The 17,071-nt window shown below is 51.9% G+C and carries 14 protein-coding genes; 4 read left to right on the forward strand and 10 right to left on the reverse strand.

The features are described 5' to 3' along the window. Window positions 1–215 precede the first annotated feature (215 nt). The 8 genes from LBR61_06635 to LBR61_06670 form a co-directional block, all read right to left on the reverse strand. On the reverse strand, window positions 216–608 hold the full coding sequence (locus tag LBR61_06635; protein MDR1731757.1) for a hypothetical protein: 393 nt from the start codon (window positions 606–608) through the stop codon (window positions 216–218). A 134-nt stretch (window positions 609–742) separates the two neighbouring features. Further along, a complete protein-coding gene (locus LBR61_06640; GenBank protein ID MDR1731758.1) occupies window positions 743–2,287 on the reverse strand; it encodes a CoA-acylating methylmalonate-semialdehyde dehydrogenase in 1,545 nt (514 codons plus the stop codon). 287 nt (window positions 2,288–2,574) lie between these two features. Continuing rightward, window positions 2,575–3,387 (reverse strand): tryptophan synthase subunit alpha, encoded by an 813-nt coding sequence (trpA, locus tag LBR61_06645; GenBank protein ID MDR1731759.1) that lies wholly within the window; start codon window positions 3,385–3,387, stop codon window positions 2,575–2,577. Further along, window positions 3,387–4,571 carry a tryptophan synthase subunit beta gene (gene trpB / locus LBR61_06650; GenBank protein MDR1731760.1) on the reverse strand — a complete coding sequence of 395 codons (1,185 nt, stop codon included), beginning with the start codon at window positions 4,569–4,571 and terminating at the stop codon, window positions 3,387–3,389. Before trpB ends, trpA begins: the two co-directional genes overlap by 1 nt. Before the next feature lie 24 nt (window positions 4,572–4,595). Next, on the reverse strand, window positions 4,596–6,002 hold the full coding sequence (gene trpCF / locus LBR61_06655; GenBank protein ID MDR1731761.1) for a bifunctional indole-3-glycerol-phosphate synthase TrpC/phosphoribosylanthranilate isomerase TrpF: 1,407 nt from the start codon (window positions 6,000–6,002) through the stop codon (window positions 4,596–4,598). Continuing rightward, window positions 5,989–7,041 carry an anthranilate phosphoribosyltransferase gene (trpD, locus tag LBR61_06660; protein ID MDR1731762.1) on the reverse strand — a complete coding sequence of 351 codons (1,053 nt, stop codon included), beginning with the start codon at window positions 7,039–7,041 and terminating at the stop codon, window positions 5,989–5,991. Before trpD ends, trpCF begins: the two co-directional genes overlap by 14 nt. A gap of 287 nt (window positions 7,042–7,328) precedes the next feature. Continuing rightward, on the reverse strand, window positions 7,329–7,595 hold the full coding sequence (locus LBR61_06665; GenBank protein MDR1731763.1) for a hypothetical protein: 267 nt from the start codon (window positions 7,593–7,595) through the stop codon (window positions 7,329–7,331). 160 nt (window positions 7,596–7,755) lie between these two features. Then, window positions 7,756–8,241 (reverse strand): hypothetical protein, encoded by a 486-nt coding sequence (locus LBR61_06670; protein ID MDR1731764.1) that lies wholly within the window; start codon window positions 8,239–8,241, stop codon window positions 7,756–7,758. Window positions 8,242–8,283: 42 nt separating this feature from the next. Here LBR61_06670 and LBR61_06675 point away from each other — a divergent pair, with 42 nt between their 5' ends. Next, window positions 8,284–10,530 (forward strand): hypothetical protein, encoded by a 2,247-nt coding sequence (locus tag LBR61_06675; protein ID MDR1731765.1) that lies wholly within the window; start codon window positions 8,284–8,286, stop codon window positions 10,528–10,530. 12 nt (window positions 10,531–10,542) lie between these two features. Next, window positions 10,543–13,806 carry a WG repeat-containing protein gene (locus LBR61_06680; protein ID MDR1731766.1) on the forward strand — a complete coding sequence of 1,088 codons (3,264 nt, stop codon included), beginning with the start codon at window positions 10,543–10,545 and terminating at the stop codon, window positions 13,804–13,806. A gap of 25 nt (window positions 13,807–13,831) precedes the next feature. Here LBR61_06680 and LBR61_06685 read toward each other — a convergent pair whose 3' ends face one another. Both LBR61_06685 and LBR61_06690 read right to left on the reverse strand, forming a co-directional pair. Further along, a complete protein-coding gene (locus LBR61_06685; GenBank protein MDR1731767.1) occupies window positions 13,832–14,344 on the reverse strand; it encodes a hypothetical protein in 513 nt (170 codons plus the stop codon). A 49-nt stretch (window positions 14,345–14,393) separates the two neighbouring features. Beyond that, complete coding sequence (locus LBR61_06690; protein ID MDR1731768.1) at window positions 14,394–14,993, reverse strand: hypothetical protein; 600 nt, start codon at window positions 14,991–14,993, stop codon at window positions 14,394–14,396. A 444-nt stretch (window positions 14,994–15,437) separates the two neighbouring features. On the opposite strand from LBR61_06690, the gene LBR61_06695 reads away from it, so the two are divergent. Both LBR61_06695 and LBR61_06700 read left to right on the forward strand, forming a co-directional pair. Continuing rightward, on the forward strand, window positions 15,438–16,253 hold the full coding sequence (locus LBR61_06695; protein ID MDR1731769.1) for a hypothetical protein: 816 nt from the start codon (window positions 15,438–15,440) through the stop codon (window positions 16,251–16,253). Between the two features lie 11 nt (window positions 16,254–16,264). Then, window positions 16,265–16,954 carry a hypothetical protein gene (locus LBR61_06700; protein ID MDR1731770.1) on the forward strand — a complete coding sequence of 230 codons (690 nt, stop codon included), beginning with the start codon at window positions 16,265–16,267 and terminating at the stop codon, window positions 16,952–16,954. Window positions 16,955–17,071: the final 117 nt, after the last annotated feature.

Raw genomic sequence — 17,071 nt, forward strand, 5'->3', positions numbered from 1 at the left:
TAAGGGTACCTTCAAATATTAGCGGAACCAGCTCTCCATTCAGTCTGACCGACGACAAAACAGATGTACGCTCAAAACGTACGTCTGGCGTATAGTCCACTACTCGTACACCATGCGCCCCGCGCCCATACAATCTTGTCATCCCTGTGTTGGCGCTGCTCTCGTCAAGAAATACAAGTTTCTCTGAGTCCATGCTTGATTGAGCCATCTTCCACTCATGACGCCGTATTTTTACGTCCTCCCTGTTTTGTTCGGCCGCGTGTAGAGTTTTTTTTGAAACGATATCCAAGTTTATTGTTCACGGTTCTGCACAATGCCGAAACACACACAGGCAAACCCAATCTGTCGGTAAGTTCCCGCAGGGTGACGTCGGGTTGCTCATCTATAGCCCTCGCAATTTGTACAAGTTGTTCCGCCGAAAGCGCCGGTTTTCGCCCATTTGGATTGGGCCTCGCTTCATAACTGCCTGTTTTTCTGTAAAGCGACCATAGTTTTGTGACGGTGCTTTTATTTACTGCTTTTTCGGCGGCAATTTTATCCTCGGTATCTCCCCTCAGTTTTGCCTCAATGATACGTTTACGCAAATCACCTGACAATGGCTTCGGCATTCTGCAAACCTCCAATTTCCTGGGTTGTTCACAGAATAACGCATAGTATACATAATGTCAAATTGCTATAATATACAACCTCATTTTTCACGTATAAATTCTTATTTATAACACCACAATTTCTAAAATTTCGTCTATGGGAGTGAGCCGTCCCACGTGGCAACACATTCCTTTTTCATCTCCTCTTCGTCAAACCAACGCGTGGTAACAGTCTTTGATTCCGTGTAGAAGCGGATTGCATCCTTGCCGTGACAGTGCAGATCACCAAAGAACGACATTTTATGCCCCGAAAACGGAAACACACCGGCCGGCACTGGAATTCCCACGTTGACGCCCACCATACCGCCGTCGGTATTTTCCACAAACTGGCGCGCGTAATATCCGTTCTGCGTAAAAATTACGCTGCCGTTGGCAAACGAGTTCGCGTTCATGAGGGCAAGTCCTTCGTCAAAATTTTTCACCCGCTTCACACAGAGTACAGGCCCAAATATCTCCTGATTTCCGATACTCATCTCCGGCGTCACTCGGTCGAATATCGTGTGCCCCAAGTAAAACCCCTTTTCATAGCCGGGAATTATACAACCCCGTCCGTCCAACACGAGCTCCGCGCCCTCGCGAATGCCCTTTTCTATCCAATCGGTCACAAATTTTCGGTGCCCGTCCGTTACAACCGGTCCAAGATTTGTCGTTTTATCATAAGCCGGCCCAATTTTTTGTGCCTTACAAAGCCGAACCAGTTCGGCAACCAGCGCATCCGCGATTTCATCCTCTACGACCACCACAGGAAGCGCCATGCAGCGCTCACCGGCGCAGCCGAAGGCTGAGTTCATTATTCCTGCAGCCGTGCGTGTGATTGGTGCGTCCTTCAAAACGAGGGCATGGTTTTTGGCCTCGCAGAGCGCCTGCACGCGTTTGCCGTTTCGAGCGGCCATTGAATAAATGTGCAGTCCTACCTCTGTGGAACCCACGAATGTGATACCCCGCACGTCCGGGTGTGACAGCAACAATTCCGATTCATTTCGCGAGCAGGTGAGGACGTTCAGCACGCCCTTCGGGAAACCTGCTTTTTCGTACAATCCGGCAAACTTCAACGCCGTCATGGGTGTCATGCTTGCCGCTTTCAGCACAAAAGTGTTTCCGCAGGCGATGGCTAACGGAGACATCCACCCCATAGGAATCATCGACGGAAAGTTCCATGGAGCGATTCCGGCGAAAACCCCTATTGGCTCACGGTAAAGAGTCGTGTCGTAACCAGCCGACGTGTTCATTAGAGACTCACCCATCAAAAGGTTGGGAATTCCACAGGCGATCTCTGTCATTTCCTTCGCCTTCAACACATCACCCTCAGCTTCATCCCACGCTTTGCCGTTCTCCCGCGCTACGCTCATCGTCAAATCTTCGAGATTTTCCTGAATGAGCGCCCTAAGGTTGAAAAACAACTGCGCGCGTTTATGAGCGGGAACGCGCCTCCAAGCCGGATACGCTTCTTTTGCCGCTCGAACCGCAGCATCCACTTCGTCCCTTGTGCAACAAGGAGTCGCAGCGATAACTTCTCCTTTGGAAGGATCGTATATATCCATGTATTTCGAAGATTTTGATTCGACATATTCACCATTAATAAAAGGGGTAATTTTTATAACTTTATCCACAATAATCCCTCTTTTCAACTTGTTTTCCATTGTAAATATTTGCAGCTCTCATGTGAAATTTTTTGTTTCAGCAATAATAGTTTAACACTGTTTTACAACAGCGCACCTGCAGATGCTCTTTTTTACTCGCGGATTAAGGCCTGACTCAAATCTGACAGGGTTTGTCTCCGGTCTGTCCAAAGAGAAAACCTGCGCCGCCGCAGAGTGCCGGTCAGCGCAGGCTCATTCAATGCCAAACTGAAATCAGGGACCTGAAGTCAGAACTACTGCCCCATATTACCATTTACCTCATTACCATTCGCTGCCACTCGATTTATTCACGCGCTGCGTGTCGCCGCTTTCATCGCCTGTACAAACTGCAGCAGTTCGGTTCGGGTTTTCTTCGGATCTCCGAGATGAGCGGCGACGATGGCCACTGTGGCGGACCCCGCTATGGCCCCGTCAGCTCCGGCGGCAAGAGCGTTTTTCACGTGTTCCGGGCGGGAGATGCCGAACCCCACCACCACCGGCGGCGCTCCGGCGTCCTTCAACAGCCTGATCTTCGAGCCCATGGGAACGTTCATTTCCCTGTCCGCTCCCGTCACCCCGGAACGTCCCAGGAAATACGTGTAACCTTTTGTATGTTTCGCGATTTCTCGCAGTTTTGTATCGTCGGCGTTGGGCGGGACGATAAATACGGTGTCGACTCCGACCCGGGACGCGCAGCGCACAAAGAGAGCCGACTCCAGAACCGGCACGTCGGCCACCAGCACGGAGTCCACCCCCGCCCGGGCCGCGTGGGAGTAAAAATGATCCGCGCCCTTCCCCAGAACCAGATTGGCGTACACGAGAAGCCCCATGGGAATATCCGGATGTCTGCGGCGCGTTTTCTCCAGCAGATCCATGCATTTATCCGGCGTGCTTCCGGCCTCCAGAGCCCGGTTCGAGGCGGTTTGAATGACCGGTCCGTCCGCCACGGGGTCGGAAAAGGGAATGCCGAGTTCCAGCGCGTCCGCTCCGCCCTCGATGAGCGTTTCGAGAATGGCTTCGCTCTCCTCCATGCCGGGGTCGCCGAGGGTCACAAAGGGGATGAAGGCGCCTTCGCGCTTCTGCCTGAGGCGTTCGAACGTTTTCACGTAGCGTTGGGTCATCACAGCGCACCTCCATTGAGTTTTGTATAGGCCATGACCTGATCGATGTCCTTGTCGCCGCGGCCGGAGATGTTGACGATGTAAATCTGCGGAGTTTTTTCGCTGGCGGCGTCCCTGAGGGCCTGAGCCAGCGCGTGAGCCGACTCCAGCGCGGGGATGATCCCCTCTCTGCGGGAGAGGAGCGAGAAGGCGGACACCGCCTCCTGATCCGTGATCCCCACGTACCGGGCCCGTCCCGTGGTGTACAGGTGAGCGTGCTGAGCCCCCACGCCGGGGTAGTCGAGTCCCGCGGAAAGCGAATGAGACTCCTGAATCTGGCCGTTTTCATCCTGCAAAACATAACTGTAGCTGCCGTGCAAAATGCCCGGACGCCCTTTCTCCAGAGTGGCCCCGTGTTTTGCCGTGTTCAGGCCGTGTCCCGCGGGCTCCACCCCCACGAGTTTCACCGAGGGCTCGTCGATGAAGTCCGCGAAAATTCCGATGGCGTTGGATCCACCCCCTACGCAGGCGTATACCGCATCGGGAAGCCGCCCCTCGGCCGCCAGGATCTGACGTTTCGCCTCGCGCCCGATGACGCGCTGAAATTCCCGGACGATGGTGGGGAAGGGATGAGGGCCCGCCGCCGTTCCCAACAGATAGTGGGTGGTCTCGTAGCTGGCGGACCAGTCCCGCATGGCCTCGTTGATGGCGTCCTTCAGGCTGTGGCTTCCGGTTTCCACCGAAACCACCTCCGCCCCCATCAGCCGCATCCGAAAGACGTTGGAGGCCTGCCGCTCAATGTCCTTCGAGCCCATGTAAATTCGGGTTTCCATCCCGAAGAGGGCCCCCGCCAGCGCCGTCGCCACGCCGTGCTGACCCGCGCCGGTTTCGGCGATCAGGCGGATTTTACCCATGCGACGGGCCAACAGCGCCTGCCCCAGAACCTGATTCGTCTTATGAGCTCCGCCGTGCAGCAGGTCCTCCCGCTTCAGGTAGATCGTCACGTTCGTGTCCGCGCCCAGATTTCTGCACCGGTAAAGCGGCGTTTCCCGCCCGGCGTAATCCTTCAGCAAACCCTCCAGCTCCGCGGCGAAGGAGGGGTCCTTTTGGGCGTCCAGAAACGCCTGCTCCAGCGCCAGAAGTGTCGGAACCAGAATTTCCGGAACGAACATGCCGCCGAACTCGCCGAACGCTCCACAGCTCACCCATTTTTCCCTCTGATTTTCCACTCAAACGTCACCCCTCAGATTCGCGAATAATTGAGTTATCTTCTGATGATCTTTTTTGCCCGGAGCGCTCTCTACGCCTGAATTTACGTCCAGCGCGAAATACCCCAGCCGCGAGGCGCCGCGAATATTGTCCCCGTTCAGCCCGCCGGCAAGAATATCCCGGGACCGGTCGGAATCTCCTTCCAGCAGCGACCAGTCGAAGCTCCGGCCCGTGCCGCCCCGCGCCTCCGCGTTGGTTTTGTCGAAGGCGTCGTACAGAAGGCGGTCCGCGTGAAGCCCCTTCAGATTCGATGTACAATTCGGCATACGATCCCGCACTCGCACCGCCTTCCAGATTTCGCAGCGGTCCGGCAGTTTCCGGCGAAGCTCCCCAATGCAGGACTCCGTTTCCTCCCCGTGGAGCTGAACCGCCGCAAGATCCAGCTCCGAGGCCAGTCGGGCCACGTTCTGAGCAGGTTCATTCACAAATACGCCCACCGCCGGAAGAGGGGAAGCGGCCCGAATTTCACGCGCCCTTTCCGGATCTGTACGGCGCGGCGAATCCGCGAAAATCATCCCGCCGAAAACGGCTCCGGTTTTCCAGGCCGCGGCCGCGTCCTCAGGGCAGGTTAGCCCGCACACCTTGACCCTGCCGCAGACCAGCTCCCGCACGGCCAGGTCCAGCCGCTCCGATTTCATGAGAGAGCCTCCCACCAGGAAAACGTGCGTCCGTTCCCCGGGAAACGCGTTTCCAAAGCGCAGAACGTCCTCGTGGGACTGGATCCCCGACTCGCAGACGACGAGGCGGTCGGAGGGAATTTTGCGGGCAAGATGATTGTACACGTTCAGGTCGACTTTGAGGGTTTTGAGATTCCGGTTGTTGATGCCGATAATTCGGGCGTTCAGCCTGAGGGCGCGCTCCAGTTCCTCCTCGTTGTGAACTTCCGTCAGCACGTCCATGGAGAGCCGCTCGGCCTCCGCCGCGCAGATTTTGTACGCGGCGTCGTCCAAAATCGAGAGAATCAACAGCGCGGCGTCCGCTCCGCAGGAACGGGCCTCGCAAATCTGGTAGGGCTCCAGAACGAAATCCTTGGCGAGAATCGGCCGGTCCAGCAGCGGACGAGCCGTCCGCAATACGTCCAGGCTTCCCTGAAAATACGGCTCGTCCGTCAAAATCGACACGGCGTCGGCAAAATTATTGTATACGCCCGCAATTTCGGTAATATCGAAATTTTTCCGGATAAGCCCCTCCGAGGGAGAGGCTTTTTTACACTCCATGACAAAGCGGAACCCCGGCTTTTTCAGGGCCTTCGAAAAACTGCGCGTCGTGGGTTCGGTTCGGGCCTTCAGGTCGGAAAAGGGAACCTCCTCCATACGACGGGCCACATCCAGACGCTTGCGGTTGACGATCTCGTCAAGCACAGACACGATCGATCTCTCCTTCCTCGGGGATATTGGACAGTTCGGCGAATTTTTCCAGACGCTCCAAAGCCTTGCCGCTCTTCAAAATGCTCATGGCCAGGGCGAATCCGTCTTTGTAGTTGCCGGTGACCCCGCCCAGGGTCAGCAGGGCCGCCGCGTTGACGGCAATGGCGGCGCTGTGGGCCTCCATCCCCTGACCGCCGAGGACGGCGCGAATGGCGATCTCGTTCTCCGCCGGAGTGCCTCCCACGATGGAGGAAAGGGGAAACTCCCTCACGCCGAAATCCAGCGGGGTGAAACGCCGTTCGACGATTTCCCCGTTCTGGAGCTCCGCCGTGTTCGTCGCCCCGTGGGTGGCGATTTCGTCCAGCCCCAGACCGTGGACCACCAAAGCCCTCTGACAACCCAGCAGATGCAGCGTTTCGGCCACCAGCCCGCAGAGCTGCGCCTCATAAACGCCGACGAGCATAATGGGCGGCCGGGCCGGATTGATGAGGGGCCCCAGCACGTTGAACACCGTGCGGGTGGCGAGGGCCTTCCGAACGGGCATGGCGTGTTTGAAGCCGGTGTGATAATGAGGGGCGAAGAGGAACGTCACGCGCAGGTCGTCCAGGAGTTTGCGGGCCCGGGTCGGGGACATGTCGAGCTTTACTCCGAACTGCTCAAGAAGGTCCGCCGCACCGCACCGGGAAGAAACCGACCGGTTGCCGTGTTTGGCCACGGGCAGTCCCGCCTCGGCCGCGATGAAGGTGACGGCGCTGGAGATGTTGATGGTGTTCGCCCCGTCGCCGCCGGTCCCCACGATGTCCGCGAAGAGGTAATCCGGCCTTGGAAACGCCCGCGCCCCCTCCCGAAGCGCCAGCGCCGCCCCCGCAATCTCCTCCGCCGTCTCGCCGCGCATCTTCAGGGCCACCAGCAGCGCCGCGATCTCCACATCGCTCAGATCTCCACGGATCACCGCGTCGAAAAGCGCCGCGCTCTCCCCCGTCTCCAGTTTTTCGCCGCCCATCAGTTTGGTCATGACCTTGCCCATCTTCGCATCCATATTCATTTCTCCTCTCAAAATATAAAATCTTACAAAAATAAAACGGGAGAAGCTGCCGTTACGCGCCTCTCCCGTCGTTCAACCTGTGCGACACTGTAAAAAAAGAGGCTCTGAGTGAATGCTGTTACACCCTCAGAGCCTCTTTGTTATCAAAAACTAAAGAACGGCAATCCCAAGGGTGGAGGTCAAAACCACCACCACCACCAAAGTCCCTTGTTTGCCTTGTACAAATCCACCTGAACAAAACTCTTTTTTCTCATCTGACGCCCCTGAACCGTCTCTTTTTATTATTGTTGTCTGGGCTGATAAATAATTTTTAAAATATAGCCCTCTGAATATTGTGGATCATTATAGCGTCCCCCCGCTCCTTTGGCAAGAGGTGAAAAAATGTTGTGAAAAAGAGGCAAGTGGAGCAACAAGCGTCGATGAATTGAAAGCGGCGTTGATTGAACCAGCAAATTACGTCCAGCCATTTGAAATGACAATGCGTTTTTGCAACCATGGACATGATAAAAATTGACGGAAACAACATTTTCAAGGACAATACTTTCCACTGGCATTCGTGGTCGGCGAATGTTTATCAGGCGCCGGAAAAATTGGAGACCGCTTTCAACGCTCTGAATTTGGTCGGGAAGCGAATTGCGAGAATAATGACCGTCGGCGGAGCCTGCAATCTTCTTTCGTTTGAGCGGCGGTGTAAAATTACATTTCGACTCAAATTTCGATTAGGGCTTTGTTGCGGCAACGGATGAACAAGGCAAAATCCTTGAAATTCCACTCGGCGAATTGGAGGAGACTGTGGACAGTATGAAAGACGTTTGGACAGAATGTGGATTGGTCAGGTACGATTCTCAATTCCTGAAGAATTTCGGCTTGGGCGACCTTGCGGACGTGAAAGATCGATTTTCTCTGTTCAGGCAGATGATTCCAGATCACCGGATTTTTCACGGCTACAAGTGCGATTACCTGTATAAAGACTTCGGGAACGCGGAAATGATAGCGACTCTTGCGGGTCGTTACGATGAGGGCGACAACGCTTTGACGATCATCGGTTTCAACAATCACAAAACAGGAAACTGTTTCTGGAAACTGCGCGTCGCCGCGTCCGGAATCTTTGACAGAGACGACGTGAATCCCTATTTCTACAAAGTCGCCTTCAAAGATGACAACGGCGGAGAAATCCCCATCAGCATCATTCACGCGGACGTCGTTCCCAGTTATTTGGAGGACGATACGGTCATCATGCAGATTGTCGCTTTCCCCATGTCTATTACTTACCACACGGATTCCGAAGACAAAGACAGGTTTCACAGAGAGCTGTCGGCAATTGGACTTGCGGGTGAGCAAAATACAGAACGAGATCGGGTATTGCTAAGAGGACGTGTGCGCGACGTTATCAAACGTGAGGTGCAAATCGGCGATAAAAAGTCCGACTTTTTCGACGTAACCGTAGAAACACCAATGGGAACGATTGAGCTCGCCCATACGCTGGATTTCGTCGATCCCGACCAAAGAGACCTGGTAAAATGTGGTTCTTACGTCGAAGCGATTTGCGTCCTCTCCGGCGATGTCGCCGTCAAAAAATATCAGGAAGGCGCTGTGTATGACGAGGAAAATGACCTCCGTTTGCTGCGCAGCTGCTTGAAATACGGCGATTTTGAAAGGCTCGAAGGAGCCTTGTCCGATGCCTGCGTCTATTTGAAAGATGAAATCAAAATCGAAGGGAAAAATGAGATTATCGCAAGGCTGAAGGACGATTTGCGGCAAATGAGCGGCGGCGAAATGCCCTACGCGTCTTATCTGGCTGTCGTCTCGAAAATTGAAAGAGATTTCCGGGACAGCGCGAAATATGGCATGGATAAACGCTGCCTGGCTTTGGCGTCTGAACAATATTATGCCTGGCTGTTCATCACGACGGACGAAGGGCGTATCGCCGAGATAGAAATCGTCGCCGGAGAAAAAAATCATTACCGGGTCAGGACGGATCAATCCGGCCAACACGCGGCCAGCTCGCTTTGGATTGAGCGCGAAAAAAACGATTGGCTTCGGCTCATCAAAGATTGTTATGAACACCTGAATTTCGACGCCGACGATTTTTATTACGGCATGGTTCCTGGAATAACTTTGAAACTACAGTGGGAATTTGAAGAGATTCAAGGCAGGGAAAAAATTTGCCGTTACTTCGCGGACGAAGCGGACAAAATCAAAAAGGCGGGAATCACGCCGGCGGGGGAAATCGTCGAGCTGTCAAAATGGCCATACCGAAGTGCCCTGCTTGTGACGGCCGGCGAAAGAAAAACGCTGATCTCAATCGAAAGAGGCAGGCAAAACAGCATCGGGAGAATTGAAATCGGCATGAAAGACAGCCTGAAGGTTCGTTACGAAACTCAGCCGGAGGCAGGCGAACTTCCCGCGGAAGAAAAAGCGGGAAACCCAATGCGGTTCATTTACGAAGATTGGCAAGCGGAGGAAGCGACCCGCGGAACCGCGCTTAAACAACACGTCCGTTTACTGAAAGCGAGACTCAGGGGAACCAGGATTACGGGAACCTGTACGACTGGGTGTTCATTTTGCGCCAATGAAGGAAAAGAAGACAAAGAAACCTGGAATGAATGGCGGATGGACAGCGCGGGTTTTGACGCGCCGTTCCGCGTTGATTTCGGCGAGACCCGGCTGAAATTACATTTTGGAGCGTCGAGTCGAGTGAAATTAAACCTATCTGACAGATTAGACCTGTCTGACAGCCGGGAAGAAGATGCCGGAGCTTGTCATAAAGTCGATTTTCCGAACGTGACGGGGCAAGTCCTAAAGGATATCGTCGTGACCACATCTGATGTGCCGGAAGAAGATGACTACGCTGATGAGGGCAACTACATCGAGAACCTTTTCTTCATAATGAAAAATGGCTTCGCTCTCTGCTTTTTCGGACGCGGAGGCAAAACTTACGTTTGCGAAAGGCCCGTTGACGCGCTGAGGCTGTACCCGACCGACGCCAGTGTCTACATCACGTCCGACAAATACAGGGAGGGTTTGAAGTGTTCCCCTTCCATAGCTTTTGTCCCTTGTTCTTTTTCCGAGCCAGACCCGAAGTTTGAACCTTGGTCTTGCAACGATAAAATACCGGATTCCGACGCGCTGCACGTCCTGGAAAGCAGCTTCGACGTTTTGTGTTTTGCGATACACTACGTCGTGCCCGAATTCGACATATACGATTCGATCCTGGTTCCCATAGATAAATTTCGGGAAATCGTCAAAGTCTGGGGAAGTATCTTCAATTGCGTCACACTCAATACCATGTTTGAAAGGTTGTGCGGCGTGGATTATTCGCGGCGCGGCGTCGAAAATAAGGACTTCCTGCGCATGTTCAACAGCATGGGAAGAAGAGTTTGGGAAAAAAGGGATGCGGAACGCCCTGTCTACGACGATTTTGTCGTGTGGTTCGATAAACTGAGTGAGAAATGCACTCACATCAAAATCATGGGCTTGTAGAGGAATATGGACATGAAGACTGAGAAAGAGCTGCTTCAAGTATTGGGAAACGCCTTCGTCGAAGGAAGCGTTGAAAAATTGCTGCCCTTGCTGACGGATGATTGTCTTTACCATTCGGACCTGTCCTGGATGAAAAGCATTGGGAAAGACGCTATCGCCAAAAGATGGTCGACGGTGAACGCGCAGCAAAACAAAACTCCTTATTGTTTCGAGATCATTCCCAGTGGTCCGGTCGTTCGTAAAATCGAAGCTCTGCCGGAAATATACGGCGGGAGGGACTGCATAAAACTCTCTTTAGAAACACCCGACAATACGGCGGCCCTCGTATTCATAAAAATAGACGAAAGCGGCCTCATTTCAGAAATTTTATTGAGCCGCGATCCGAAATACCTGCTGATAACCCCATTGCTCAAGGATTCTCCCTTGTCCGTGACCCCGATCCCTCCCCGCGGCCCCAATGGGAAAAGTTTTGACTACGGAGAGACGATGATGGATGAATACATGAAGGGCACAGGGGATACTCTGCGTGCCCTTTACAGCAGAGAAACGCTCGCGGAGATGATGGAAGAAAAACGGCGCTGGGACAAATCGGTTTACGTTTGGAAAGAAGCCGACGTCTTTATGAGAAAATGGCTGCCGGACAATGGATACCGTATCGTCAAATCCGAAATAGACCTCGACTGCATAGGTTATCGCTGCGAGCGCCGCGGTTTGAACTACACGATCTTTCTTTTCGCCTATGGCGAGCTGATAACGACGCTCCTCGACGGCGATTACTGCAAGGATTTACTCGACCTGTCCCTTTCCAGAGACAGCACTGTCCTCGTGGCTTATTTGAAGGTGAAAAAAGAAGAAAGCGGGAACGATGCCGTAACGTACCATGTTTTGAATTATACAGGCAAAAAAGCGCCGATAGACCTTTGGGAGCCGCGAATTTTGAACGGGAGAAACATTCTCCGGTTCTTCACGCGAAAAGAGATGACGGACGCCATTTTCGAATTTATTTGGGCTTTCAACGAGCAAAACCTTGATATGCTCCAAGCCCTGCTTGCGCCCCACCCAGGGCTCAGTCCGCTGGAAAAACCGGAAGGACGATTGATGAACGACTGGCTGTATTCCCGCCTGGCGAGTCTCTTCAAAAAGCACGGTCAGATGAAAACAGGCTACATGCGGTATAACAGCGAGCCTTATTGCCATTCATTGGTTCCGTATCTCGAAGGACACGGTTTTTTCAGTCTCTCATTCGACGACCGTGACAAAATTCAACTGATTGCTGAACACCCGTTTAACGACGAGTTTCATGAATTCATCTTCGATGACGGGCAAACGCAAATCCCGGAATCCTCCATGAAGCGGACGCCGGACATCGCCGCCGTCGAGTTTCTTCGTCCAGAGACAACCCAAAGATACGCCATGAAACTGTCGTTTCAAAACGGGGAAACGAGGAAATACGCTGCAGATGTGACGAATAAAGGATATTTTTTCACCGATAAAATCTTCGCGAACGGGTGGATTTCGAAAAAGCGGCCCAAGCCCCAGGGAAGGGAATATGACGGTTATCCTCCCTGCGGGCAGGGCGTGGAATTTGTCAATGGATTTTCCATCGGCAAAATGCAGCTTTACCGCGACAGCGTTCCTTTTTATGAGGAGAAAACTTTGAGCGAGGTCGTCTTTGAAAATGAAAACTGCGTGCTGACCAAAATATGCGAATGGCAGGGAAGCAGGCTGCATTTCGACAAGGAAGCCGGTTTGTACAAGGTCCTGCTTCCGGGCGGTCGTTTTTTCAACAACGGGTGTTTCGGGACGTTCGCGTTTGCCGACGGAAGGCGGGCGACGTCCCTTGAATTCAACTATATGAGCTCTTTTCAGGAAGGGCTTTGCCTTGTGGGCGTCGAAGGTCACGGATTCGGCTATCTGGATCAGGACCTCCGCTTTGTCATCCCTCCGCGCTTCAATCGCGCGGGTAATTTCAAAAACGGCTTCGCCAAAGTGTCTTTGTTGGAGAACGAGCAAGATAGATGGTTTTTTATCGACAAGACTGGAAAAGAGATCGTTTTCAAAAAACCGGACGGCGCGAAAACCGGAGGAGAATACAAAATTCTTAGCGCATACAGCGAGAGCATGATGCGGGTTTCCACTATGGAGAAGCCCGACCTGGCGTATCAGTCCGACAGCGAGGCATACGCCGGATTTTGGGGTTTCGTCGATGAACAGGGAGTGGAAATCGTTTCTCCGCGTTACATCTACGCGATGGATTTTCAGGACGGTCTGGCTGAAGTGTGCAAGGGTGAGTGGACCATTGACGAAAAATGGGACAACGAGTATCGCTCCGGCGCGTTCTGGACCGAGGAAGAGCTGTGGGGAATGATCGACGGCATGGGCCGCGAAGTTGTGCCCTGCGTTTTCGACGAGGTGAGAAGATTTTGGATTCCTGGAAATGGAGAGGACGAAGTTTGCCGTGACTATTTCGGCGCTCATTTCGGCGGATGGGCGGAAGGCAAGTGGGGCATCATTGACCGTTCCGGCAAATGGGTGGTCGAGCCGATGTTCCACGACCTGGGCAACGATCTTTCCAGCGACGGGTGTTTCCAATACTACAACTACAAAAAATGGATTTCAAACGATGAACCGGACACCAGAGATGACCCGATCATGGGCGTCTACAGCATCCCTGACAACAGGGTGATCTTCGATCCGCAATTCGTCGATGTGGATTTTCTCGACGGCGGATTGTTCAGAGTGGAGTATTGGGACACAAAGAGAGGTACGGGGCCCCGGCGTCATATCGATGTGACTAGAGCGCAGATCATCGACCGGAAAGGCAGCGCGTTATTCCCGTCGGAATATACCTTCATCTGGGAACGCGGGGATTATTACGAAGTGGTCATCCGGGAGATCGACAAACCCGACCGACACGGGCTCATCGATAAAAACGGCGCGATCGTTCTGCCCTGCGAATATGACGTCCCGTTCAATGGAATCAACATCAAAGAACGGCGGTTCATCTTTCAGGAATCGGGCAAACAAGGCGTCATGGACTTCGATAAAAATGTCATCGTGCCTGCGATGTATGATGAAATCCACGGACTCGGCTCGGATTTTCTGGTGGTGGAGTCAGGAGAAAAGGACCGTCGCTTGCGCGGCTTGCTCCTGCCTGACGGAAGCCAGGTTTTGCCGATGGTTTATGATTCCATCGACATCGACGGCGAAAGAGTGACCGTGAGAGACAAAAACGGCAGCGCTCTTTTGCGCCTAGTGAAAAAACAAGGAGCGTGAGCGGTCAAAGATGCGTCGCAACGCCTCAACATAAATCGGGATCACGCTTCCAAAGCAGCCGCCCGTAATGGCTCTTATAATCCTTCGCGAGCTCTTCCAATACGGCGGCTTCTTTGTAAAATGCTCTTTTATCGAACTCGAAAGGCCCCAGTTCGCTGTAATCCACATCCGCTTCAAGCAAATCGCCATTCAGATTGGGATTGTAAAAATCACGCCATATTACTGTCCTGGCTGTCACAGCCATCGTGCAATACATCGGCGAGCACTCTAAACACAGACATCCGGCGCACATGAGAAGGCCGATCTCTTGGACGCTTCCATATTTTTTGTCCCGTAAATCACTGTAATAGTCATTGACATACCGATATTCGTAATTGCCCGTCAGCTTACGCAGCAGATGAGAACGCTCATAATCCTCGACGATTTCCACCAAAGGGAAACCGTCGATTAGCGTCCGAACGAAAGTCGCCTCATGATGAAGAACCGGGAATCCTTCAAAGGGCCCCATTTTGAATGTTTCAAATCGAATGGTATTCATTGGACCTCCTCCGTGTGACAAGCTAATGAACCGGTATATGCCGTCAAAGCTAACAGGAGTTCCCGGAAAAACTTTGTGCGGCGGCTTTTTGAGTTTCTGTAACTTCTGCCATTTCAGCCAACCATTTTTCGTGGCATTTTTGAGCCACGATTCTATCTTCTTCCGCGCTTTCCCTTAATTTTTCGACTTCACTCCAAAACTGATCTTTCTCGAACTCAAACGGTCCCAGACGGCTGTAATCGACATCAGGCTTGCCTCCAAATTCGCCGCTCAGGTGGGGATTGCAAAAATCGCTCCACACTACCGTGTTCTCGGTTTCTTTCATGGAACAATACATCGGCCAGCAGCCTTCTTCAAGGCAACCGCCACAAATAAGGAGACCAATGTCGCTGTGGAAATTTACGTCTACGCAATATCTATACAATTCTTTCACAAACTGATATCCGTATCTCAGGTTTGGCTTCTTTTTTACAGTAAAAAAATGGGCTTCATATTCGTTCACGATTTCCAATATTGTTCTATTGTCAATGAACGTCTTTACAAAAATAGCTTCTCTGGAAAGGATTACATCGTCTGGATCCTCGTAAGGCCCCATCTTGAATGTTTCAAATCGAATGGTGTTGATATGGCTTCTTCCCGCATTATACATTCACGACACCTGCCGGATGGACAAATAGTCTTCATCCGACATATTTATTTTACACCCAATATAACTTCAACCGCAAGTCCAATGTGCGACGGAGCGAGGACGATGAGCGCGAAAAACCGCGTCCCAATAGAGAGCCGGGAAAAGGCTGTTGAGGAAGGCTTCAAACCGTGCCCGACATGCAAGCCGTAAAGAGCAAGAGGAACCTCGCAACTTTTTTTCCATGATTTCCTTAAGACGAAGTAATATACTGTTCGAAGTGAGGCGCAAGAGGTACACGAATCAAATAATCAGCTGGGCTGGACCGCCATTGGTGAACTCAGTTGAGCTTTTCGCGAATGCAGGGGCATGGTTGGAATGATAAAAATAGGCGGAAACAACATTTTCAAGGACAATACTTTCGACTGGCATTCCTGGTCGGGAAACGAATTGCGAGCATAATGACTGTTGGCGGAGCCAGCAATCTTTTTTACAACAGATGAAGAAGGACGCATCGCTGGGGTCGAAACGCTTGCGGAAGATAATAATCCCTACAGAGAATCGAACCGCGACAAGACGGATACAATGTGGATCGAACGCGGCAAAACCGATGGTGAAAATGCGAGAAACGCAATGCGGTTCATTTACGAAGATTGGCAGGCGGACGAAGTGACCTCCGGGACCGCGTTCAAAAAATATGTCCGCAAATTGAAAGAAATGCTCATTGGAAAGAAGAACACCGGGACGGGAACAACCGCATATACATTTTGCGAAAATGAAGGAGAAGAGGACGCGGAAGCCTGGAATGAATGGCGGTTGAGAAGCACGGGGTTCGACGCGCCATTCTGCGTCGATTTCGGCGGGACTCGCCTTGAATTGCACTTCAATGACACAAGCAAAGCGAAATTCTCTCTCATTGACAGAGCGTCCGAGGAAGGGAAAGTAAGGGCATTTCATAAAGTCGAACTCCCAAACGTGACGGGACAAATCATAAAGTCAATCATCGCGACGACGACCGTCCCTGTCGATACATTTCGTAAGATACTTGATGCATGGAGAAACATCTTTGAGTTCCCCGCGTTCGACGAAATGTTTGAAAAAATGTGCGGCGTAGATTACGCTCGACATACTGTTGAAAACGAGGCCCTCCTGTGGGAATTCGTGGGTTACACTCCGAGAGTTTTGCAACAGCCAGATATTGAGCGTCACCTGTACGACAATTTCCTTGCCTGGTTTGAAAATTTGAGTGAGCAATGTACTCACATCAAAATCCTGGGATTTTAGAGGACACCGACATGAAGACTGAGAGAGAACTGCTTCAAGTATTGGGAAACGCGTTCGTGGAAGGAAGCGTTGAAGAATTGCTGCCCTTGCTGACGAATGATTGTCTTTATTATTCTGATTTGTCCGGTATTACAAGCGCAGGCAAAAATGCCATTGCCCAAAGATGGGCAGAGGTAAACGCCCGACAGCCGGAGAAAGTTCCATATTTTTTCAAAATCGTGCCAACTGCGTCGCTGGTTAACAACCGGGATGCGTTGCCGAAGGTTTTCACCGGTAATTATTGCATGAAGCTGGCTTACAGAACTCCTGACAATCTGCTTGCTCTGGGGTTCATTGCAATTGACGAAAACAGCCTTATTTCAGAAATAAATATAAGCCGCAATCCAAAATACGTGCACATCAACGCACTGCTCAAGGATTCACCGATGTCTGTGCAGCCAATCGCTCCCCGCGATCCTGACGTTGAAACCGTAACTATCGAAGAGTTGCTTCGCGCTTTTCATAGTGAGGAAACCGTCGCCAAGATGATGAAAGAAAGACAAAAGCGGGCAAACCATGATACATCGGTTTACATTTGGAGAGAGGCCGATCGATTCATGGAAAGATGGCTTCCCGATAACGGATATGGAATCATCCATTCCATAACACCCAAAAAACAACCCCTTCCCCTTAATGGATTTTCAGTCATAACACTTTGCTAATACTGATTTTCATTCCTTCATTGTTATCTACCGTTGACTTTCAATTAACCACCGTTTTATAATAAAAATCGACCAATGGAAGACCAACAGCGAAAAGAAAAGGATCGCCGGAAAAAG

The sequence above is a fragment of the Synergistaceae bacterium genome (assembly GCA_031272035.1).
Lineage (GTDB): Bacteria > Synergistota > Synergistia > Synergistales > Aminobacteriaceae > JAISSA01.

Excerpts from the sequence above, each read along its gene's own strand:
- LBR61_06640 (MDR1731758.1), bottom strand. The coding sequence starts at position 2,287 with ATGGAAAACAAGTTGAAAAGAGGGATTATTGTGGATAAAGTTATAAAA.
- LBR61_06635 (MDR1731757.1), bottom strand. The coding sequence starts at position 608 with ATGCCGAAGCCATTGTCAGGTGATTTGCGTAAACGTATCATTGAGGCA.
- trpA (MDR1731759.1), bottom strand. The coding sequence starts at position 3,387 with ATGACCCAACGCTACGTGAAAACGTTCGAACGCCTCAGGCAGAAGCGC.
- LBR61_06675 (MDR1731765.1), top strand. The coding sequence starts at position 8,284 with ATGCAGATTGTCGCTTTCCCCATGTCTATTACTTACCACACGGATTCC.
- trpD (MDR1731762.1), bottom strand. The coding sequence starts at position 7,041 with ATGGATGCGAAGATGGGCAAGGTCATGACCAAACTGATGGGCGGCGAA.
- LBR61_06700 (MDR1731770.1), top strand. The coding sequence starts at position 16,265 with ATGAAGACTGAGAGAGAACTGCTTCAAGTATTGGGAAACGCGTTCGTG.
- LBR61_06690 (MDR1731768.1), bottom strand. The coding sequence starts at position 14,993 with ATGTATAATGCGGGAAGAAGCCATATCAACACCATTCGATTTGAAACA.
- LBR61_06680 (MDR1731766.1), top strand. The coding sequence starts at position 10,543 with ATGAAGACTGAGAAAGAGCTGCTTCAAGTATTGGGAAACGCCTTCGTC.
- LBR61_06685 (MDR1731767.1), bottom strand. The coding sequence starts at position 14,344 with ATGAATACCATTCGATTTGAAACATTCAAAATGGGGCCCTTTGAAGGA.